This window comes from Kribbella sp. NPDC048928, from assembly GCF_043197975.1.
Taxonomy (GTDB): Bacteria; Actinomycetota; Actinomycetes; order Propionibacteriales; family Kribbellaceae; genus Kribbella.
Genome location: NZ_JBICUC010000011.1, coordinates 176963 through 197852, shown reverse-complemented (window position 1 = coordinate 197852; position 20890 = coordinate 176963). Strand labels below are relative to the sequence as shown.

19 protein-coding genes are annotated in these 20890 nt (G+C 69.5%); 2 read left to right on the top strand and 17 right to left on the bottom strand.

Annotation, left to right across the window (positions count from 1 at the left end; genetic code table 11):
* Positions 1 to 40: 40 nt before the first annotated feature.
* The 8 genes from ACGFI6_RS37630 to ACGFI6_RS37595 all read right to left on the bottom strand — a co-directional run bounded on the left by ACGFI6_RS37630 (position 41) and on the right by ACGFI6_RS37595 (position 9689).
* A complete protein-coding gene (locus tag ACGFI6_RS37630; RefSeq protein WP_393127355.1) occupies positions 41 to 1294 on the bottom strand; it encodes an RNA polymerase sigma factor in 1254 nt (417 codons plus the stop codon).
* A gap of 49 nt (positions 1295 to 1343) precedes the next feature.
* Entirely contained in the window at positions 1344 to 1733 is a 390-nt protein-coding gene (locus tag ACGFI6_RS37625) for a TIGR03668 family PPOX class F420-dependent oxidoreductase (protein WP_393127553.1), read from the bottom strand.
* Positions 1734 to 1772: 39 nt separating this feature from the next.
* Entirely contained in the window at positions 1773 to 3365 is a 1593-nt protein-coding gene (locus ACGFI6_RS37620) for a phytoene desaturase family protein (RefSeq protein ID WP_393127353.1), read from the bottom strand.
* 132 nt (positions 3366 to 3497) lie between these two features.
* Positions 3498 to 4322 (bottom strand): HpcH/HpaI aldolase/citrate lyase family protein, encoded by an 825-nt coding sequence (locus ACGFI6_RS37615; RefSeq protein WP_393127351.1) that lies wholly within the window; start codon positions 4320 to 4322, stop codon positions 3498 to 3500.
* Between the two features lies 1 nt (position 4323).
* Positions 4324 to 5511, bottom strand: coding sequence for a CaiB/BaiF CoA transferase family protein (locus ACGFI6_RS37610; RefSeq protein ID WP_393127349.1), 1188 nt, complete (start codon positions 5509 to 5511; stop codon positions 4324 to 4326).
* Positions 5508 to 7496: an SUMF1/EgtB/PvdO family nonheme iron enzyme gene (locus tag ACGFI6_RS37605; RefSeq protein WP_393127347.1), complete on the bottom strand. Its 1989-nt coding sequence runs from the start codon at positions 7494 to 7496 to the stop codon at positions 5508 to 5510. The genes ACGFI6_RS37610 and ACGFI6_RS37605 overlap by 4 nt, the downstream gene beginning before the upstream one ends.
* Positions 7493 to 8401, bottom strand: coding sequence for a ribokinase (locus tag ACGFI6_RS37600; protein WP_393127345.1), 909 nt, complete (start codon positions 8399 to 8401; stop codon positions 7493 to 7495). The genes ACGFI6_RS37605 and ACGFI6_RS37600 overlap by 4 nt, the downstream gene beginning before the upstream one ends.
* The gene (locus tag ACGFI6_RS37595; RefSeq protein ID WP_393127343.1) at positions 8391 to 9689 is read right to left on the bottom strand and encodes an ADP-ribosylglycohydrolase family protein; all 1299 of its coding nucleotides are present in this window, start codon (positions 9687 to 9689) and stop codon (positions 8391 to 8393) included. Before ACGFI6_RS37595 ends, ACGFI6_RS37600 begins: the two co-directional genes overlap by 11 nt.
* 80 nt (positions 9690 to 9769) lie before the next feature.
* Here ACGFI6_RS37595 and ACGFI6_RS37590 point away from each other — a divergent pair, with 80 nt between their 5' ends.
* Both ACGFI6_RS37590 and ACGFI6_RS37585 read left to right on the top strand, forming a co-directional pair.
* Entirely contained in the window at positions 9770 to 11329 is a 1560-nt protein-coding gene (locus ACGFI6_RS37590) for an alkaline phosphatase D family protein (RefSeq protein ID WP_393127341.1), read from the top strand.
* Between the two features lie 12 nt (positions 11330 to 11341).
* The gene (locus ACGFI6_RS37585; protein WP_393127339.1) at positions 11342 to 12202 is read left to right on the top strand and encodes a hypothetical protein; all 861 of its coding nucleotides are present in this window, start codon (positions 11342 to 11344) and stop codon (positions 12200 to 12202) included.
* Between the two features lie 3 nt (positions 12203 to 12205).
* Here ACGFI6_RS37585 and ACGFI6_RS37580 read toward each other — a convergent pair whose 3' ends face one another.
* The 9 genes from ACGFI6_RS37580 to ACGFI6_RS37540 form a co-directional block, all read right to left on the bottom strand.
* On the bottom strand, positions 12206 to 13354 hold the full coding sequence (locus ACGFI6_RS37580) for an ADP-ribosylglycohydrolase family protein (protein ID WP_393127337.1): 1149 nt from the start codon (positions 13352 to 13354) through the stop codon (positions 12206 to 12208).
* The gene (locus tag ACGFI6_RS37575) at positions 13354 to 14631 is read right to left on the bottom strand and encodes an ABC transporter substrate-binding protein (RefSeq protein WP_393127335.1); all 1278 of its coding nucleotides are present in this window, start codon (positions 14629 to 14631) and stop codon (positions 13354 to 13356) included. The genes ACGFI6_RS37580 and ACGFI6_RS37575 overlap by 1 nt, the downstream gene beginning before the upstream one ends.
* A gap of 11 nt (positions 14632 to 14642) precedes the next feature.
* The gene (locus tag ACGFI6_RS37570; protein ID WP_393127333.1) at positions 14643 to 15476 is read right to left on the bottom strand and encodes a carbohydrate ABC transporter permease; all 834 of its coding nucleotides are present in this window, start codon (positions 15474 to 15476) and stop codon (positions 14643 to 14645) included.
* Complete coding sequence (locus ACGFI6_RS37565; RefSeq protein WP_393127331.1) at positions 15473 to 16393, bottom strand: carbohydrate ABC transporter permease; 921 nt, start codon at positions 16391 to 16393, stop codon at positions 15473 to 15475. The genes ACGFI6_RS37570 and ACGFI6_RS37565 overlap by 4 nt, the downstream gene beginning before the upstream one ends.
* Positions 16390 to 17427 (bottom strand): LacI family DNA-binding transcriptional regulator, encoded by a 1038-nt coding sequence (locus ACGFI6_RS37560; RefSeq protein ID WP_393127329.1) that lies wholly within the window; start codon positions 17425 to 17427, stop codon positions 16390 to 16392. Before ACGFI6_RS37560 ends, ACGFI6_RS37565 begins: the two co-directional genes overlap by 4 nt.
* A gap of 105 nt (positions 17428 to 17532) precedes the next feature.
* Positions 17533 to 18483, bottom strand: a complete 951-nt coding sequence (locus ACGFI6_RS37555; protein WP_393127327.1) for a potassium channel family protein — start codon at positions 18481 to 18483, stop codon at positions 17533 to 17535.
* Positions 18455 to 19564 carry a GNAT family N-acetyltransferase gene (locus ACGFI6_RS37550; RefSeq protein ID WP_393127325.1) on the bottom strand — a complete coding sequence of 370 codons (1110 nt, stop codon included), beginning with the start codon at positions 19562 to 19564 and terminating at the stop codon, positions 18455 to 18457. The genes ACGFI6_RS37555 and ACGFI6_RS37550 overlap by 29 nt, the downstream gene beginning before the upstream one ends.
* Positions 19565 to 19645: 81 nt before the next feature.
* Positions 19646 to 20035: a hypothetical protein gene (locus tag ACGFI6_RS37545; protein WP_393127323.1), complete on the bottom strand. Its 390-nt coding sequence runs from the start codon at positions 20033 to 20035 to the stop codon at positions 19646 to 19648.
* 13 nt (positions 20036 to 20048) lie between these two features.
* Positions 20049 to 20852, bottom strand: coding sequence for a GNAT family N-acetyltransferase (locus ACGFI6_RS37540; RefSeq protein ID WP_393127322.1), 804 nt, complete (start codon positions 20850 to 20852; stop codon positions 20049 to 20051).
* Between the last annotated feature and the right edge of the window lie 38 nt (positions 20853 to 20890).

The window sequence follows — 20890 nt, the reverse complement described above, 5'->3', positions numbered from 1 at the left end:
GGGTGGAGTTGAGCGTGGCCGGAGCACCTGGAGCCGACCACTACCCGTTCTTCGGTACGCCGAGTGCCTCGGCCTTCGCCTGCAGATAGCGCTGTTCGGGGAGGCTGGTGGTGCGGCTGGCTGCGGCCAGGTAGTGGGCGCGGGCCTTGGCCGGTTCGCCTGCGCGTTCGTAGAAGTGTGCGCGGACGGCGTCGAGGCGATGGGTCTCGGTGATCAGCCTGTCGTCCTCGATCGTGGTGAGCAGGTCGAGGCCCGCCTGCGGACCGTCCAGCTGGGCGAGCGCGATCGCGCGGTTGAGCGTGACCATCGGGTTCGGGGCGAGCTTCTCCAGCACCAGGTACAGCGCGTGGATCTGCCGCCAGTCGGTCTCGTCCGCGCTCGGCGCCTCCGCGTGCACCGCAGCGATCGCCGCCTGCAGTTGGTACGGACCGACCTCGCCCTGCTGCAGTGTTTGCAGGGTCAGGTCGGCACCTTCGGTGATCTGCGTACGGTCCCACAGCGAGCGGTCCTGCTCGTCGATCGGCACCAGCCCGCCATCGGCCGTCGTACGGGCGGCCCGGCGCGAATCCGTCAGCAACATCAACGCCAGCAGGCCCGCAACCTCGGCGACGTCTGGGAGTGCCGTACGCAGCATGCGCGTCAGCCGGATCGCCTCCGCGGTCAGTTCGACGCGCTGCAACTCCTCGCCGGAGCTGGCCGTGTAGCCCTCGTTGAAGATCAGGTACAGCACCTGCAGTACGACGCGCAGCCGTTCGGCCTGCTCCGCCTCGGGCGGCATCTCGAACCGGCTGCCGGCCGCCTTGATGCTCTTCTTCGCACGGCTGATCCGCGGCGCCATCGTTGCCTCCGGCACCATGAACGCGCGGGCGATCTCCGCCCTGGTCAGACCGCCGACGGCGCGCAGTGTGAGCGCGACCTGCGAGGCCGGCGTGACGGCCGGATGGCAGCACAGGAACAGCAGCGTCAACGTGTCGTCGGCGCCGGGCGTCTCGTCGACATCGGCGCCCGGGGCAACCAATTCCTCCGGCCCGGCCATCGCCGCGACACTGTCCTCGCGGCGCCGTCGGGCGCTCTCGCTACGGAACGCATCGGTCAGCCGTCGGGTCGCGACCGTGATCAGCCAGCCCCGCGGATTCGCCGGCACCCCATCCACCGGCCACTGCGTCGCCGCCGCGAGCAGAGCCTCCTGGACGGCGTCCTCACACAGGTCGAACTGCCCGTGCCGCCGTGCCAAGAACCCCAGCACCTGCGGCGCCAGCTCCCTCAGCACCCCCTCCACATCCACCTCCCCCACCCTACGCGGCAGACAAGCTCGACAGGACCTATACGCCCGCTACGCCCAATCAGCTGAACGACCAGCCTGACCACGCGTTCGCCTGGATCACGATCACTGGACCGCGTGGTGGGTCGGCGTCGTACTGGGGGTACTTCGCGGTGAGGAGCTCCACCGCTGTTGCGTGTTCGGGGACGACCTGCGCAGTGCCGTCGATGCGGACCCACCACAGGTGTGTCCAGTTCTCGTCGTACTCGTCCACCAGGACGGCGACCTCATCGTGCTCCGCGATGTTCCGCAGGCGCTTCAGCGCGGTCGTCGATTTGGGCTTCTGGTCGATGGCGACGAACAGCTCGTCTCCATGGACCGCGTACGTCACGGGCACGAGGTGCGGGCGTAGATCAGCACCAACAGTCGCCAACCGCGCAACCCGCCCGGCCGCAACCCGCCCCCGACACACCGCTTCATCCAGCCGCACCCCACGACCCTAACCCCCGGGTCAGCGTTGGAGGTGCTGGAGGGCTTTGGTGGGGAGTTTGCGGGTCAGGGGCCCTAGGAGGGAGGCGTCGCGGAGGGCGGTGCGGGCGGCCAGGTGGCCGCAGGCTCCGTGGACTCCGCCGCCGGGGTGGATGGCGGAGCTGCCGAGGTAGAGGCCTTCGACGAAGGTGCGGGCGCTGCCCAGACCGATGGTCGGCCGGAAGATCAGCTGCTGATGGAGTTGCATCGTCCCGCCGCCGAGCGCTCCGAAACCCAGCGCGGCGTTCCCGGACTCGAGCGCCGACGGGCGCTGCAGGTCCCGCGCGATGACGAGGTCGCCGAAACCGGGCGCGAACCGCTCGATCGCGCGCTCCATCCGGCCGGCCAGCTTCTCCGCCGAGGCGTCGTCGGCGATCCCGCGCGGCAGGTGTGCGTACGCCCAGACCGCCTCGCTTCCGGCCGGTGAGCGCGACGGATCCGCCTTCGTGGTCTGCCCGATCAGCATGAACGGCTGCGACGGTACGCGCCCGGTGTCCAGATCCGCGGACAGATGCACCAGGTCGTCCGCCGTACCACCGAGATGGACGACGCCGGCCGACCGCGCCTCGACCGCCTTCCACGGGATCGGGCCGCTCAGCCGGAAGTTCAGCTTGACGGTCGGATAGTCCCACTCGAACCGCTCGTCCAGATCCCGCCGCAGACCGGACGGGATGAGGGCCTCCGGCAACAACTTGCCGTACAGCGCCGGCGCTGACGTGTCCGCGATCACGGCCCGCTGGACCGCAACGGTCTCACCGGACGCCGTCCGTACGCCGGTGGCGCGACCGTCCGCAACATCGACCCCCGTGACCGGCATGTCCGCCACGAACAACACCCCGGCTCGCTCGGCCCGCCGGACCAACGCTCCCGAGAACGCCGAGGATCCGCCGGCCGCGACCGGATAGCCGACGTCCTGCGCCATCATCGCGAGCAGCCAGCCCATCGTGCCGCTGACGCTCCCGGACAGCGACGCGTCCGCGTGCATCGCGTTGCCCGCGAGGATCGCCGGACCGTGCCGCCCAGCGAACAGCTCCTGGCCCATCCGGTGCATCGGCATCGCCATGAACCGCGCGAACCGCAGCAGCTCCCCCGCCGACCCGAGCTTCCGGACCAGCTTCAGCCCCGGGCCGACCGGCGGCCAGGTGGTGAGCAGCGCGTTCAGCAACGGCTCGCGCACAGAAACGTACTGTTGGTAAAGGCGCAGCCACGCATCGCCGTCGCCGGGGTGTTCCGCACCGAGCGACTTCGCGGTGCCCTCGGGATCAGGGTGGATCGCGGCGGCGGCACCGTCCTCGTCGAGCAGGTGCACGAGCGGCAACGGCGCGTGCGCCCATTTCAGCCCGTACTTCTCCAGGTCGAGCGCACGCATCACCGGCGAGCCGATTCCGAGCGGGTAGTTCGAACTGAAACGATCGCTGATCCAGCCGCCGTCCTCGGTCGACTGGACGGCACCACCGAACGTGCCGGCGGCCTCCAGTACCAGGACGTCCCAGCCCGCGTCGGCAAGCGTGATCGCGCTCACCAGCCCGTTCGGCCCCGAACCGATCACCACGGCATCAACACTGCGCGGCAGCATGTCTACGACCTTAGCCGACCGGCTTCCCAGGATCTGTGCCACTCACCAACACACGCCGAGGATCCTGCCCGGGCGCAGGCTGAGCGTGCACCGGCGGGCCGGCTGACGGTTGCTGAGTGGTGGAGGTCCGCGTCATCGCCGCGCTTCGATCTCCCGTATCAGGTCGCACACCTCGCGGGCGCGACCGATCATGGCGGGGTCGACCATCCGGCCGTCGGGCAGGACGAGTACGCCGCCGTCGGCCGTGCCCGCCTTGTCGACCGCGTCCAGCAACGCCTTCGCGGCCTCGACGTCGTCCGCGCTCGGTGTGAACGCTTCCACGATCGTCGACAACTGCCGCGGATGGATCGCGGTCCGCCCGACGAATCCGAGCTGCCGCCCCTCCAGTGAGGTACGCCTCAACCCGGGCAGATCGTCGACGCGCGGGTACACCGACATCATCGGCGCCCCCAGACCGGCCGCCCGCGAAGCCGACACAAGCCGGCCCCGCGACCAGGCGAGTCCCTCCGTACTGTCGACACCCAACGCGCTCGAAAGGTCCGCCTCGCCGAGTGCGACCGAGACCACTCGCCGATCCGCGGTGGCGATCTCGAACGCCCGCTCGACGCCCAGCGGGGACTCGATCAGCGCCGTGATCCTTGCCGACGGCACCTTATCCAGTACGGCGTGGATGTCGGCGGCGCTCTCCACCTTCGGCACCCGCAACCGGACCGACGGTACGGCGGAGACCGCGGCGAGGTCGTCCGTGATCCACGGCGAGTGCAACGCGTTCACCCGGATCTCGACCGGACCTTGTGCGTTCGCCGCGATCCAGGCCACCGCCCAGCCGCGGGCGTCCGCCTTGTCCGCGACCGGAACCGCGTCCTCCAGATCGAACACCACCAGATCAGGCCCGGCGGCAACAGCCTTCGCAAACCGGTCCGGCCGGTTGGCCGGCACATACAGCGCGGTCAGCACCTCAAACAACTCCTGCTGCTCGCAGCGCGGCGAGCTGGTCTGGGGTGACGCCGATCTCGGCGAGCACCTCGTCGGTGTTCGCGCCGTGCGGCCGTCCGGCCCACTTGATCTCCCCGGGCGATTCGGACAGCCGGAACAGTACGTTCTGCATCTCGACCGGGCCGCCGAGCTCGTCGTCGTCCACCTGGGTGATCGTCCCGAGCGCGGCGTACTGCGGATCGCTGACGATCCCGCGGATGTCGTGCACCGGCCCGACCGCGGCCTCGGCCTTCTCGAACTCGTCCATCACGAGCTCCAGCGGACGCGCGGCGATCCACGAGCCGACCGCGTCGTCCAGTACGTCGGCGTGCTGCGCCCGCTCGCGCCCGGTCGCGAACCACGGCTCCGCAACCAGATCCGCACGGCCGACCAGCGTCACGACGCGCTCGGCGATGCTTTGCGAGCTTGTCGACACGGCGACCCATCGACCGTCCGCGGTCTTGTACACGTTCCGCGGGGCGTTGTTCGACGAGCGGTTCCCGAGCCGCGGCTGCACGTACCCGGTCTGCTGGTAGGCGCTGATGCCGCCGCCGAGCATCATCAGGATCGGCTCGATGATCGCCATGTCGATCACCTGTCCGGCGCCGGAGCGATCCCGTTCGCGCAGCGCGACCAGCACCGCGTACGCCGTGGCGAGCGCGGTGATCCCGTCGGCCAGCCCGAACGGCGGCAGCGTCGGCGGCCCGTCCGGCTCACCGGTGACCGCCGCGAACCCGCTCATCGCCTCCGCGAGCGACCCGAACCCAGGACGCCGCGACCACGGCCCGACCTGCCCGAACGCCGTCACCCGCGCGATCACGAGCCGCGGGTTCGCCTCCAGCAGCACGTCGGGACCCAGACCCCAGCGCTCCAACGTGCCCGGCCGGAAGTTCTCGACGAGAACATCGTGAGACCTGACCAGCGAGAGGAACACGTCCCGCCCGCGTGACAGGTCCAGCGTCGCGAGCCGCTTGTTCCGGCCCAGAGTCTTGAACCACAGGCCGACGCCGTCCTTGGACGCGCCGTGCGTGCGCGCCGCGTCCGGACGGGCCGGGTGCTCGATCTTCGTGACGTCGGCGCCGAAGTCGCCGAGGAAGGTCGCCGCCAGCGGTCCCGCGAACAGCGTCGCCGCCTCCAGCACCTTCACACCGTCAAGGGCCGCAGGCCTCATCCCGCACACCGGAAGCCGATGGTCGGCGAGCGGTCCAGCCCGCCGCCGGTGAGCACGAGCTTGAAGCTGACCTCCGGCTCCTGCGGCCCGCCGTCGGCGTACCAGTCCGAGCCCTCCGCACGGTAGTGCGACCCGCCCTTCAGGATGCAGAACCGGCTGCGGCCGTCGCGGTGCTCGCTCTCGGTCAGGTTCCACACCAGGGGCTCTCGCCGCACAAAACCCTCGACGGCCGCCGCAACCTGCCACTCGTCCTCGGTCGGCAGCCGACCCCCACGCCACGCGGCGTACGCGCGGGCATCCGGCAGGTCGACGTACGTCACCGGCTGGTCCTCGGTTCCGGCGACAGGCGCGCCGTCGACCCAATGCGCGAGGAACCGGTTCGCAACCACCGGGCGGTAGCCGGTGTCCCGTACGAAAGCGTGGTACTCGGCGTTGGTGACCTCGGCAACGGCCACCGCAATACCCGGCAGCGACACCTCACGCGTGACGGTCTGAAGGTCGTGCAGGCGTGGCGGCAGCGGCTTCCACTCCTCGACGTACGGGGCCGTGTCGTACAGCCCGGTCTCGCGCCGCCGATGCTTCACCGTCAACGTACGAGAACCGGCCGGGACCTCGACCGTCGCACCGATCGACGCGTCGCCGGACACCGACGGCACGGCGACCAAGGCAGCCGGCCGCATCGGGAAGGCGGACTCGTCGACCTGCGGACGCGGCATCGTGCCCAACTTGCGCGCCGTCGCCCGGCACGACGAACCGGCCGTCGCGCCGACCCGGACGATGCCGGCCACACCACGAGCCGGTACGACGAGGTGCACGCCGTCGTCGTCCGCGGTGATCGGGACGCCCGACGTCACGTCGTACCAGTCGCCGACCTGATCCTCCGACCGCAGCACGATGCCGTCGAAGTCCTCCTCGGCGCGGTTGATCAGCGTCCAGAACGTGATATCGGCGAGGTCGAACCGGGACCCGTAGACCCCGTGGTCGCGGGCCTTCTCCGGGATCTCCGGTGTCAGCTGGATCCAGTCGCCGCCGATCAGCACCGGTGCGAACGCGCGCTGGGCGGCGACCATCCGGCGCAGCGTCGCGCGGTCGCGGGCGTTCCAGCCGACCCACGCCGAGAACACCGACTCCCAGACGAGCATGCCGACGCCGTTCACCCAGGCGGACTGCAGTTCGTCGCTGTGGTCCCGGTTCCAGCGGCGGGTGTGGTGCATCATGTGCCGGCGCTCGAACAGGTGCGCCCGCAGCACGCCGGGGACGTTCGTGTCGGCGAACCACTGCGCCCAGGACAGTGCGTGGTCGCCGATCCTTGCCATCGGCAACCGTGATTCACCCTCGAGAGCGATCGCCGGATTGGCCTTGCGGATCGCCCGGGTGAAGGCCGGGTCGCCCTCCTTCAGGGTGTCCAGGAAGACGCCGTCGACGTCGTAGTCGCCGACCAGCGCGGCGAACTCGTCGGCGTCCGAGCGGGCCGCGCGGCGGGTGCCGACGTCCCACGGGTTGTAGTCGAAGAACACCTTCAGCCCGAGCCGGTGCAGGTCGTCGATCAGCTCCCGCAGCCCCGGGACGTCGCGGTAGAAGTCGAACTGGTTCCGGTCGTCGATCCCGATCACCGGGTACGCGTGCCAGAGCACGATCGCATCGTGCCCACCGAACTCCGCGATCCCGTGCTCGACGAACTTCTCCGGCGTGAAGCGCCCGGTCGCGACGTCGTACAGCAGGTCGTCCCAGAGCCAGACCAGCACCACCGAGTACGCGGTCTGCGTCCACTGCCGATCGGGTTCGTCGTAGTGCGACCCGTCGTACCGGGTCCGCTCGAAGGCGCCGAAGCGCCACTCGGCCAGCTTGGCCCGCCAGCGCGGCAGGTCGGCCGGGTCCTCCGGGGCGCCGAGGATCTTGGCGTCGTCCAGGAAGGACAGGTCGGAGCCGAGCCCGAGATCGACCGTCGCCGGAAGGTCGATGGGCCGCGGTTCGTGCGGGTTCACAGGTATACCTCCGCATAACGCGCGTCGATTGCATCCCCGTGAGGCACCGAGGGAATCGCCCCCGCGCCCTGAACACTCAATGAAGCAGCAACGTTAGCGCGTCGGACCGCGTTCGTCAGGTCGCTTCCGGTGACGGAGTCGTTAGCTGACGCGGCAGCCAAAGTTCTGGCCAAGGTTGCGGCCAGTACTCCGCAGAACGTGTCGCCCGCAGCAGTCGTGTCCACGACCTCGACCGGTACGCCGGGAACGGCGATCTCGCTGTCGAGCTCGCGGGTCAGGATGACCGCGCCGGCGCCGCCGAGGGTGACCACGGCGGCCGGTACCTTCTTCAGCAGGGAGGACCGGTCCGGCCCGGCGATCGCCTCGGCCTCGGTCTCGTTCACCACCAGGAGGTCGACCTCCGCGAGCAGCTCGTCGGACAGCTCGGCGGCCGGGGCCGCGTTCAGGATGAAGTACGTCGAGGCAGCGGCCGCCGCCTGGACGGTGCCGAACGGGATCTCCAATTGGGACAGTACGACCTTCGCCCGGCCGATCGCGTGGAGCGCGTCGGCCGACAAGGTCAGCTCGCCGTTGGCACCCGGCGCGACGACGATCGAGTTCTCACCGCTGTCGTCGACGGTGATGATCGCCGTACCGGTCGGGGCCGCGCTGGTGGTCGCCAGCGACAGGTCGACCCCGTCGAGCGCGTCCCGGAGCAACGCGCCACCGTCGTCGTTGCCGAGTGCGACGACCATCGCGGTCCGGACGCCGGCGCGTGCCGACGCGACCGCCTGGTTCGCACCCTTGCCGCCAGGGCCACGGGTCATCGTCCCGGCCAGCACCGTCTCACCAGGTCGCGGCATGCGGTGGACCGGAAGCACCAGGTCAACGTTCGCACTGCCGACGACAACCACCTCAGGCTCCACCCCGGCCCACCTCCACAGTCCTCCGCGCCAGCTCGTCGATCGCGATCTGGTTCATCCCCGGGAGACTGGTGGTCACCCGATTGTCCAGTGGTGCAGACCACTCTGCCGGAACTCCGCGTGTCGCGCCAAAAACCGCGCCCACGGTGGCACCGGCCGAGTCGGTGTCCCACCCGCCCATCACCGCGCGGCCGATCGCACCGGTGAAGTCCGGCGCGGTCAGCGCATAGGCAGTGAGGGCCGTGTTGTTCACCGCGTGCACCCAGTGCAGGTCGCCGTACTCGGCATGCAGCGCGTCGAGCGCCTCGTCCAGCTCGGCGTCCGCGAGCGTCAGTCCGAAGCGGACCGCTCGGGCGATCGCGCCCCGGCCGTCCACCACCTCCAGGCCCGCGACCGCGGCCTTGACGGGGTCGTCCAGGACGAGCGCCGCAGCCGACATCGCGGCCACCCAGAGCGCACCGTCAACGCCGGCGCCGGTGTGGCTCAGCCGTGCGTCGACGAGCGCGAGCCGTGCTGCGGACGTACGGTCACCGGGATGCGCCCAGCCGTACGCGTCGGTGCGGATCTGGGCACCGATCCACTCCCGGAACGGGTTCCCGACGACGGCCGCACGAGACGGCTCGACGCCCTCGAGAAGGTTGCGGTAGGCAACACGTTCGGCGGTGAACACGCGGCCGGCCGGCAGGTCGCCGAGCCAGCTCTGCGCCACGTCCTCGGTGCTCAGGTCGCGCCCGAACCGCTCCATCATCAGCAGCGCCAGGATCGCGAAATTGATGTCGTCGTCCTCGGGCATCCCGTCGATGACCTCGCGGAGGCTGGTCACCTTCGACCGCCGGTTCCACGGCCAGCGCCGCTGGACGTCGTCCGGTACGCCGACGGCGGTGATGTACTGCGTCAGCGGCCACTGCCCGGAGCTCGCGAGGATCTCCCGGATGCCCTCGCGCGGAATCTTCTCCACCGGCTTCCCCAGCAGGTTGCCGGCGCACCGGCCGAGCCAGGCGTTCAGCGTGCGCGCCTCGAGGTCGACCGGCGCACCGAGCGACGGCAGGTCGGGGATCACCGGCTCGTGCCACTCCGCGGTCCTGGCGTCCAGGACGTCGAGCAACTCGCGGGCCAGCGCCCGCAGCGCCGGAGCGGCGGGCTCGTCCGAGGCGCCGGAGACCGGCGCGTCCGTCGTGCCACCGGCGGCCAGCCAGCGGGCCTGGACGTCGGTGACGTCGACACCCTCCGACCGCGCCTGGACCAACTGGTGCGGGAGGAGGTCCTCCGGCTGCACCCAGGTCAATCTCATCGAGGCTCTTCCTTCCCTTGTTGCGCCAGGCGAAACGCACACCTGGATCGTTCGTTCGCCACGGGCCGATACTCCAGCCCATGGTCACCCGTCGCAGCTTTCTGACCGGAACTGCCGCCGCCCTTGCGCTGACCGGCAGCCTCCCGGATCTCGTCGATGCAGTAGGGATATCGCATCGCACCGACAAAAGACCGTTGTTCACCCTCGGCGTCGCCTCCGGCGATCCACTGCCGGACGCCGTGGTGATCTGGACGCGGCTCGCGCCGGGCCCGCTCGAACCGTTCGGCGGCCTGGACGATCGCGCCGTGGACGTCGAGTGGGAGGTCGCCGAGGACGCGACGTTCCGCCGGGTGGTACGCCGCGGTACAGCGCATGCCCGTCCCGAGTACGCCCACAGCGTGCACGTCGACGTCCGCGGCCTGCGCCCGTGGCGGCACTACTTCTACCGGTTCCGCGCCGCCGGCCAGATCAGCGCGACCGGCCGGACCCGAACCGCTCCGGCGCCGTCCGACGAGCCCGCGGTGACGATGGCGGTCGCCTCCTGCCAGGCGTTCTACGACGGCTTCTACACCGCGTACCAGGACGTCGTCCGCCGGGACCACGACGTCGTGCTGTTCCTCGGCGACTACATCTACGAGGTCGGCGTCGGCCCGACAGCAGGCGTCCGGAACCAGCCCGTACCGGTGGACTTCGCCGGCGAGATCTTCACGCTCGACGAGTACCGGGCGCGGTACGCCCTGCACAAGACCGACCCTGATCTGCAGGCCGCGCACGCGGCGGCGCCGTGGATCGTGACGCTCGACGACCACGAGGTCGAGGGCAACTGGGCCGGGTACGTCTCCGAGGACGGCATCCCGCACGACGACTTCCTGGTCCGGCGCGCCAACGGCTTCCGCGCGTACTGGGAACACATGCCGCTGCGTCTCGACCAGTCCCCCGACGGCCCGTCGATCCGCTTGCACCGGCATCTCCGCTACGGACGTACCGCCGATCTGAGCGTCCTGGACACGCGGCAGTTCCGCGACGACCAGACCTCCACCGGTGGCTGGCTGCCGCCGGACGCGGTGTCGACCGACCCGGCCCGCACCATCACCGGCGACGCGCAGGAACGCTGGCTGCTCGACACGCTCGGCCGGTCGTCGAGCCGGTGGAACGTCGTCGCGCAACAGGTCGCGATGGCGCAACTCGACCGCAAGACCGGTCCGGAACTCGAGCTCCCGATGGACACCTGGAACGGGTACACCGCATCCCGCGACCGCGTACTCTCCGGCGTTCGCGACCAGGACGTACGGAACTTCGTCGTCCTCACCGGGGACCTGCACCGCAGCGTCGCCTCGGACCTGCGGGTGAACTTCGCGGATCCGTCCACGCCCGCGGTCGGGACCGAGTTCGTGACGACGTCGATCTCGTCCGGCAAGGACGGCGTCGACGCGGACGCGACCGGTCGCGCACTGCTCGCCGAGAACTCGCACGTCAAGTTCCAGAACGTGCAGCGCGGCTACCTCAGCTGCCGGCTCGACCGGACACAGTGGACGTCGGAGTTCCGCATCGTCGACCGCGTCACCTCGCCCGGCGGTACGGCGTCCACCCGCGCCACCCTGGTCGTCGAAGACGGCCAGCCCGGAACCCACTCCGCCTGAACGGATCCTGTTATGAACTCTCGCTCCGTTGCCAACCTCGCCGGTCGCTTCCGGCCGCGCACAGTCGCTCTGCTCGCCGCCCCGCTCGCTCTCCTCGTACCTGCGATTGCTGTTGCTGGTAGCAACAACCACATTGCCGTCAGCGCGACGCCGCAGCCTGTCGAGGTCGTCCCGCTGCCATGCTTCCCGTCCGGCAAGCTCACGCTCGGGATGACCAACACCGGCCGCAAGCCGACGATCGGCGACATGCACGTGTCCGGGGACCCGGCGCTCACGCTCTCCCGGCACCAGTTCTCCAGCTACCTGCCCGTCGGTCAGTTGGTGAAGGCGCCGCTCGAGATCACCGTTCCGCGCGGGACGGCTCCGGCCACGCACACCGTCGCCCTGAGCGTCGGCAAGGACCAGCTGCAGGTGCCGGTCGTCGTCAAGCCCGTTCCGGCGCGCGACAACCTGCTCCTCGGCGAGCAGGCCGTCGCGTCGTCCACGAACGGCGACATGCGGCTGTGCGGCGGCGTCGACGGCAACACCGACTCCGCCCAGTGGGGCGCCAGCGGCTGGCACGACGCCACCAAGGGCGTCTTCCCGGACACGTACGGCGTCGACTTCGTGCAGCCCACGACGATCGGCCGAGTCGTCGTCCAAACCCTCGACTCCGCGAAGTACCCGGCCGCGGTGATGGGCATCCGGGACTTCGACGTCCGGACCCGTACCGGCGCCGAGTGGACGACCGTCGGCGAGTTCCGCGCGAACGTCGAGGGTCAGCTGCCCGTCACCTTCGAGCCCCGGGCCGTCGACGCCGTCCAGCTGGTCGTTCACGACTCCAACGACCACGGGTACTCCCGGATCATTGAACTCGAGGCGTACAACCACTGACATTCAGACCAGCGCATCCAAGGCGGCCGTACGTCGGGCCCACCGCGCGGCGTCGGCCGTACGGATGTCCTGCACGACCGACGCCATCACCCGGCCGGGCTGGTCCAGATCGGTCTTGCTCGCCGTCGCGATCTCCGTCGCCCAATCGTCCGGTACGCCGTCGCGGCCCTGCAGCGCCCCGGTGATCGCGCCGGCCATCGAGGCGATCGAGTCCGCGTCGCGGCCGTAGTTCGTGCCGCCCAGCACCGCCCGGCGGACATCTCCCTCGGACACGAGCACGAAACCGAGCGCGATCGGCAGCTCCTCGATCGCCTTGGTACGGCTCGGGCGGCGGGCGTCCATGGACAGCTCGCGATAGTTCGGGCCGACCGTGTCGTAGGGCTCGATCGCCTTCCGCAGTACCGGAATCGCCTGCTCCCAGTCAGTGATGCCGTTGGCTGCTTCGGCGACCGCCTCGACGGCGCTCCGCGTGCCGTCCTTGGCCAGGCCGAGCGCCGCTTCGACCGCCGAGGAGGCCGTTGCCCCCGGCACCATTGCCGCGGCGACGGCGGCCGCGAACACGCCGGCCGCCTCCCGTCCGTAGCTCGACTGATGCGCACCCGCGACGTCGAGCGCCTCGGCGTACGCGCCCTCGGGATCGCCCGCGTTGGCGATCCCGACCGGCGCCATGTACATCGCCGCACCGCAGTTCACGATGTTGCCGACGCCGGCCTCGCGCGGGTCGACGTGCCCGTAGTGCAGGCGTGCGACCAGCCACTTCTCGGCCAGGAACACCCGCTGCAGCAGCAGCGCCTCCGCCTCGAGCTCCGGGACCCAGCGGGTCCCGTTCAGCATCTTCGGGACCAGCGACTCGGCGACCGCGTACGCGTCCAGGTGCGTCCGGCGTTCGTCGTACACCTCGACCAACGCGTGCGTCATCAAGGTGTCGTCGGTGATGTGCCCGTCGCCCTTGTGGTACGGGGCGATCGGGCGGGCCGTCCGCCAGTCCTCGTACCAGGGGCCGACGATGCCGGTCACCCAGCCGCCGTGCCGCTCCCGGATCGCCTCCGGGGTCCAGCCCTCGACGGCCCCACCGATCGCGTCACCGACCGCGGAGCCGGCGAGGACACCGACCGCCTTGTCTTCCAGCACTGTGTTGCCCCGTTCCGGCATCAGTTGTTGACCTGGCCCCATCCGTCGCTGAGTTTCTTGCCCAGCCCCGCGAGGTCGGTCTTGTTCGCCAGGTACTCCTGGAACGCCGGCGTCGCGATCTGGTCCTTCCACTTCGGGTAGTTGTCCACGCTCTGGAACGGCGCCTTGGTGAGTTCGGTGCCGCTGGCAAGCGTCTGCTGCCAGCCGTCCTTGCCGCCGGTCGCCTTCTGGATCGCGTCCCGGGCCGGCTGCGTGGTCGGGATCAGCCAGTCGCCCTGGCCGACCGCGGCCAGGTTCTCGGCCTTCATGAAGAAGTCGATGAACTTGGCGGACTGCTCGATGTGCTTGCCCTCGGCCGGCACCGACAGGGTCTGCGGGTTCGCCGCCTGCTTGCTGCTGGTGCCCTTCAGCGGCGGCAGCACCTCCCACTGGAAGGTCTTCGGCGCCTCTTCGGTGATCTGCTGCGCGACATAGTTGCCGGCCACAATCATTCCGTACTTGCCGGCGTAGAACCCGGGCAGTACGTCGGTGCCGCCCTGCGTCAGCGAGGTCGGGTCGATCGACTTGTCGTCGTACGCCATCGCGTGGATCCGCTTCGGCACCTCGAGCTCCGGGTCGCCGACGACCGCCTTCGCATCCGGTCCGCTGCCGTCGAAGTACTTGGCGTCGAAGTTCAGGCCGAGGTTCAGCATCGTCGCGGTCGGGCTCTTCAGGCCCCAGCCGAGACCGTACTTGCCGGCCGCGGTCAGCTTCTTCGCGTCGGCGGCCAGGTCGTCCCAGCTGAGCGAGTCACCGGTCGCGGAGATCCCGGCCTGCTTGAGCAGAGCCGAGTTGCCGAACACGACGTACGACTGCAGCAGGGTCGGCGCGCCGTACACCTTGCCGTCCTTGGAGACCGTGTCCCAGACGCCCTGCGAGACGGCGTCCTTGGTGTCCTGGCTCAGGTACGGCGAGAGGTCCGCGAGGTACCCCTGATTGATGAACCCGGTGATGTCGGCGGACTCGTCGTGGATGATGTCCGGCGCGGTCCCGCCCTGGAACTGGGTCACCAGCTGGTCGTGCACGGAGTCCCAGCTGCCCTGGACGTACTCGACCTGGATGTTCGGGTTCGCGGCGTTCCAGTCGGCGACGATCTTCTTCGTCGCGGCGACGGTGGTCTTCTGGAAGGCGAGGCTCTGGAACTTGAGCGTCACCTTTTCATCCGGGTTGCTTGAGCTCTTGTCGTCGCTGTTGCCCCCGCACGCCGCGAGCGACACCAGCGCCCCCGCCGCCAGCAACGCGGTCAGTACCTTCTTCATTTACCTCTCTCCTAACCTTTGACTGCGCCGCTCAGCAGGCCGGACGTCAGCCGGCGCTGGAGGAAGGCGAAGAACACGAGACTGGGTACGGTGGCCAGCACGGAGGCGGCGGCGAGCGGGCCGAACTGCACCTGGCCCTCGGCGCCGACGAAGCGTGCGAGCACCAGCGGAAGTGTCTTGAGTTGCGGGTCCTGCAGCAGGACCAGGGCGAAGAAGAACTCGTTCCACGCCGAGATGAAGGTGAACATCGCGGTCGCGATCAGGCCGGGCCGGAGCAGCGGCATCACGATCGACACGATCGTCCTCAGCCTGCTCGCGCCGTCGACCGACGCGGCCTCCTCCAGTTCGCGTGGTACGGCAGCGACGTACCCCTGCAGCATCCACAACGCGAACGGGAGCGACCAGACCATGTACACGATCACCACGCCGGGAATCGTGTTCGTCAGGTGCAACGGCCGCAGGATCATGAACAGCGGGATCACGATCAGGATCACCGGGAACACCTGGCTGACCAGGATCCAGCCGTTCGTCAACGGCCGCAGGCGGCTGCGGAAACGAGCCAGCGCGTACGACACCGGGAGCGCGACGATCAGTACCAGGATCGTGCTGTAGATGGAGATCTGCAGGCTGTTGCTGAGACCACGAACCAGACCCTGCTCGCTGAGCGCGTCGGAGTAGTTGGAGAAGTCGACGTGCTTGGGCAGGATCGACGGCGTGATGCTGGCGAACTCCTGCGGTGACTTGAGCGAGCTGGAGATCAGCCAGAGCAGCGGGAAGCCGAGGAACACCAGGTACGCGATGACCGCGATGTACTGGAGCGCGCGGGTGCCGGGCCGGGTTCTCATGCCTCGCTCCGCAGCCGGTTCCGCAGGTAGAAGAACAGGAACAAGATGATGATGACCACCATCACGTCACCCATCGCGGCCGCCATCCCGAAGTTGCCGTAGCGGAACGCTTCGTTGTACGCGAACAGCATCGGCAGCATCGTCTTGCCGCCCGGTCCGCCGGCTGTCAGGACGTACACCAGGCCGAACGAGTTGAAGTTCCAGATCATGTCCAGGCTGGTGATCGCGACGATCACGGTGCGCAGCTGCGGGAGCGTGATGTTCCAGAACTGGCTCCAGGCGCCGGCGCCGTCGACGGCGGCCGCTTCGTACAGGGTGCGGTCGATGCCTTGCAGTCCGGCGAGCAGCGTGACCGTGGTCATCGGCATGCCGACCCAGATCCCCACCACGATCACGGCCGGCAGCGCCGTACTGAAATCGCCGAGGAAGTTGATCGGATGGTCGGTGAGGTTCAGCTTCTGCAGGATCTCGTTGACCGGGCCGTTGGTCGGGTGCAGCAGCAGGCGCCACATGATCGCGACGACCACCGGCGGCATCGCCCACGGGATCAGCGCGAGCGTCCGGGCGACGCCGCGGAACTTCAGGTCGGTGTTCAGCAGCAGCGCGAGGCCGAGCGCGGCGACGAACTGCAGGATCGTGACCGAGAGCGTCCAGATCACACCGATCCGGAACGAGTCCCAGAACAGGTTGTTGTGCAGGAGTTTGGTGAAGTTGTCGAAGCCGACGAAGTTCGTCTCGACGTGCAGGCCGGCCCGCGCATTCGTGAAGCCGAGCGCGATCCCGCGGATCAGCGGGTAGACGCTCAGGATCAGCACCGGAAGCAGCGCCGGCAGGAACAGCAGGATCGCCTCCCGGTTCTGCTTCGGCTTCCCGCCGTTCTTCTTCACCGGCGCCGGCGCCGTCAACGTTGCCGTCACGGGGTGGACCTCCTGATGCTCAGGGACGGCTGGACGACGATGCGCCGGGGGGTACGGTCGTTGTCCTCGATCCTTGCCAGCAGCAACTCGGCCGCTCGGCGACCGCGATCCGCGGACCCCAGGTTCACGCTGGTCAGCGGCGGGAAACTCTGCTCGGCGAGCTCGCTGTCGTCCATCCCGACGACCGCGACGTCCTTCGGTACGTCCAGTCCTGCCGCGGCAAGCTCGTGCATCAGGCCGACGGCCAGCAGGTCGTTCGCACAGATCACCGCGTCGGCACCATTCGCAACGTCCGAAGAAGTGTGGCCTCCGGCCCGCGTTCCTTCGGACGCAAGGGCGAGGAGTGCAGGGGCTGCCCGACGGCCGGCCGCGAAGGTGAAGTCGGCGGCTTCGGCCATCGCGGCGGGTTGCAGACCGTGCGCCTTGAGCGCCTCGGCGAAACCCTTCGCCCGGGCGGTTCCGGGGACGGTGTCGGCCGGCCCGTTCAGGAACGCGATGTTGTTGCGCCCCCGTTCCACCAGGTGATCGACGGCCAGCCGCATCCCCTTCGGCGAGTTGGCGCGCACCGTGTCGACGCCCGCCTTCGCCGGGACGCTACCCGCGACGACCACCGGCACCTCGCACTCGCGGATCGACTTCACCAGATCCTCGTCGACCCGGATCGGGCTGATCAGCAGGCCGTCGGCGTACCCGCGCGCCATCCCCCGTACCAGCGCGACCTCGTCCACGACGTCCGGCCCGGTCGTCGTGACCACGAGCCGGTAACCCGCGGCCGACACGACCTCCTCGACCGCGCGCATCATCGTCACGTACACCGGGTTGCCCACGTCGGCGACCGCGAGCGTCAGCTGGAACGTACGTCCCACCTTCAGCGACCGCGCCCGCGCATCCGGTACGTACCCGAGCTCGGCGACGGCCCGCTGGACCCGCTCCACCATCTCCTCGGTGGCCGGCAGGCCGTTCAGCACGCGCGACACCGACGCCACCGAGACCCCGGCCGTACGGGCCACCCCAGCGATCGTCGGACGACTCACGCCGACCTCCTGTAATCGTTCTTGTAATCGTTTACAAGCCCGACACTAAGTCGCCCCCGCCGCCCGGTCAACCTCAGGACGGCCGGATGCCCAACCTGTTACCTGCTACTCGTCGTCTTCTTCGGTGCCGGGGCGTTCGGCCCAGGGGGTCTCCTTGGCCGGGCGGACGACGATGAGCTTGTCGCCGGCGGCGAGCACCGAGACGTTCGAGTCGTAGTAGCGGTGCACCTTGCCGTCACGGACCACCGAGACGACGCGGTCGGGGACGGCGGACGGCGGCTTGCCGACCTCGCGGCCGAGGACGGGACGTTCGGCGACCTCGAGACCCTCGCCGTACGTCAGCAGGTCCTCCATCACCTCGCCGAGGTTCGGGCTGACGGCGGACAGGCCGAGCAGCCGGCCGACCGCTTCCGAGGAGGTGACGACGGCGTCGGCGCCGCTCTGCCGCAGCAGCGGAACGTTGTCCTCCTCGCGGACAGCGACCACGACGTGCGCGTTCGGGTTCAGTTGCCGGACAGCGAGCGTCACCAGGACGGCCGAGTCGTCGCGGTCGGTGGTGACGATCACCTCGCGCGCGGTCGCCACCTCGGCGCGCCGCAACACGGTCCGGTTGGTGGCATCGCCGTGGAACGCCGCCATCTGGTCGTTGCCCGCGTCCCCGATCGCCTGCGCGCGCGGGTCGATGACGACGATGTCGGCGCGCTTCACGCCGTTGCTGAGCAGGGTCTGCACCGCCGCCCGGCCCTTGGTGCCGTAGCCGACGACGATGGTGTGGTCCTTCATCCGTTTCCTCCAGCGCGTGTCGCGCATGATCCGGCGACCCTCGTTGGCCAGTACTTCCAGTGTGGTACCGACCAGAACGACCAGGAACGCGATCCGCAGCGGCGTCACGAGGAACGCGTTCACCAGCCGGGCGCCGGGCGACACCGGCGTGATGTCGCCGTACCCGGTCGTGGTGAGCGTGACGGTGGCGTAGTAGATGCTGTCGATCAACCCGACTTTGCCGTCGTAGCTGTCGCGGTACCCGTCACGGTCGACCACCACGATCAGCACCATCACGGTCAGCAGCCCCAGCGCGACCAGGATTCGGCTGAAGAGCTGAAACAGCGGCGAGCGGGTACTCGCGGGCAGGTTGACCAGCAGACCGTGTGGGTTCCGGCCGGTGGGAAGGGGTGGCACGCCTCAGACGATATGGCACCGGCGGGTGATCCACCGCATGCGACAGGCTCCGGTCGGACAGTGCGACACTCACCATCAGGCTGTCGCCGTCCCGAACCACCCGCGAGCGCATCCGCAACCGCTCCAAGGTCCGCAGCATTGCGTGGTTCTCCGGCTGCACCATGCACACGACCCGATCGGCGCCCAGCGCCCGCGCCTCTGCCACCACCTCGCGCAACAGTCGCAGCCCGAGGCCTTGTCCCTGCCAGCCGTCCTCGACCAGTACGGCGAGCTCCATCGTCGTACTGCCAAGCTCCTCCCACGGCGCGGCGGTCGCCATCCCGATCACCGCGTCGTCAACACACGCCACGATCGACACGCCGCCTGCCGGCGCGGACAGGTGCCGGGCCGTACGGGCGGTGAGCTTCGGCATCGGTACGTGATAGCGGCGCGTACGGCTCTCGTACGAGCACCGCTCGTGCATCGCGACGACTGCCTCGGCATCGTCAACGGTCGCGGTCCGCAACTCAGGTACGCCGCTGCCGGGCCGCGGCCCGTCCTGCGGCTCGAACCGCTCGGCCAGCCGCCCGGCGAGCTCCACCAGTACGTCGGCCCGCGCCCACTCGGCCGGCGTGTACTCGTCGAACCCCTGCAGGGCCCCGAGCTCGTCGTCGACGGACACCGGGTCGTCGATCAGCCGCAGTACGGCACGCAGGTACCGCGTCGGCGCGTCATGGAGTACGTCGGCCTGGCACGGGCGGACTGTCGTACGGCCGCAACCGGCCTCGGCGACCAGAGCGCTCAGAGCCTCGGCGGTCCAGCCGACGCCCGTGGACACGACGAGCTCGTCGATCGCGCCGGCCTCTGCGGCGAAGACCTCGAGGTGCAGGATGTTGATGTCGTCCGCACCACACCGTGCAGCGAGTTCGGCCAGCGCGCCGGGCCGGTCGGCGAGTTCGGTCCTGATCTTCCAGAGCATGCGGACGCCTTCCCTCGTGGAACGTCCTTCCACTCTGCGTCCGGCCTGTTGCCCGGCCGGGTCCGGAATGTTACGCCCGCGTCAACGTTTCCGATGCATCTTCGGCAGCCGCGGCTTGCGCGCGGCCAGTACGACCGAGGGCACGCGCTTGTCCAGGTCCGCGTGCCGCAGCAGCTCGGGATACGCGCTCTGCGGTACAGCCGGGTACGTCGTCACGATCGCGTCGCCGGAGAACACGAAGAAGATCGCCTGGCCGTCCTTGATCACCTTCAGCAAGGATCCCTCGCGGACCGTCAGAGCGTGCTCGACCGCCTTCCGGCGCGCGACCCGCTTCGCCCAGGCGGCCTGGACCGCCTGCTGCGCCGGCTCGCGCCCGTGGCGGACCGCTTCGACCACCAGCGGGCCGTAGCGCACGCTGTACTTGACCAGGTTCTTGGCCAGTTGACTGTTCTTCCCCGTTCCGCCCGGCATGAGACGAGCGTACTCAGGGTTTCCAGATGTACGGGACGGTCACCGACACCGGCCGCAGCCCGAGGCGGGCCAGGATGCCGCGACTGTCCGGCGACGCGTCGACCTGCAGGTACTTGTACCCACGCTCGGCCGCCAGGTTCCGCCGGTACGCGACGAGCGCACGGTAGATGCCCTTGCCGCGCCACTCGGGCAGCGTCGAGCCGCCCCAGAGCGACGCGAAATCGGTGCCGGCGTGGAACCGGATCCAGGACCCGCACACCAGCTTCGGGTCGTCGTCCTCGGTCTCGGCGACAACTACGACGCCGGGCTCGTCCACGTTCGCGATGTCCCTGCTCAGCGCGTCCGGCAGCCAGTCGTGCGAGAAACCCCACACCTCTTCCTCCATCGCCTGCATCCGCTCCAGGTCGTCGCGCGAGGTGATCTCGCGCAGCCGGATCCCTGCGGGCAGTACGACCTCCGCGGACAGCTCGGCGATGTCGCCGATCAGGAGGCACTCCTCCTCGTCGGGTGTGAAGCCGGCCGACGTCAGTCGCTCTGGAAGGTCGGTCGGCAGGTCGTGGGTGTAGTACTTCCACTCGACCTTGGCGCCGAGCTTCGTGAAGTACGCGACCTGGTCGGCGATCAGCTGGTCGAGCTCCGGACCGTCGACGCCGCCGAGGTACTGGAGGAAGCCGTCGCCCTCGGATCCGGTCTTGCGGATCAGCGCGCCGAGGTGCTCGATGGTGCCGCCGTTCGCGGCGCCGGAGCGCGTCCGGATCTGCTGGTCGTACGCGGTCCGGAGGGCGAGCGCCGCCGGCGAGTCGTCGAGAGGAATCACGGAATCAGTAGACCAGGGACTGCAACCCATTTCGCGGG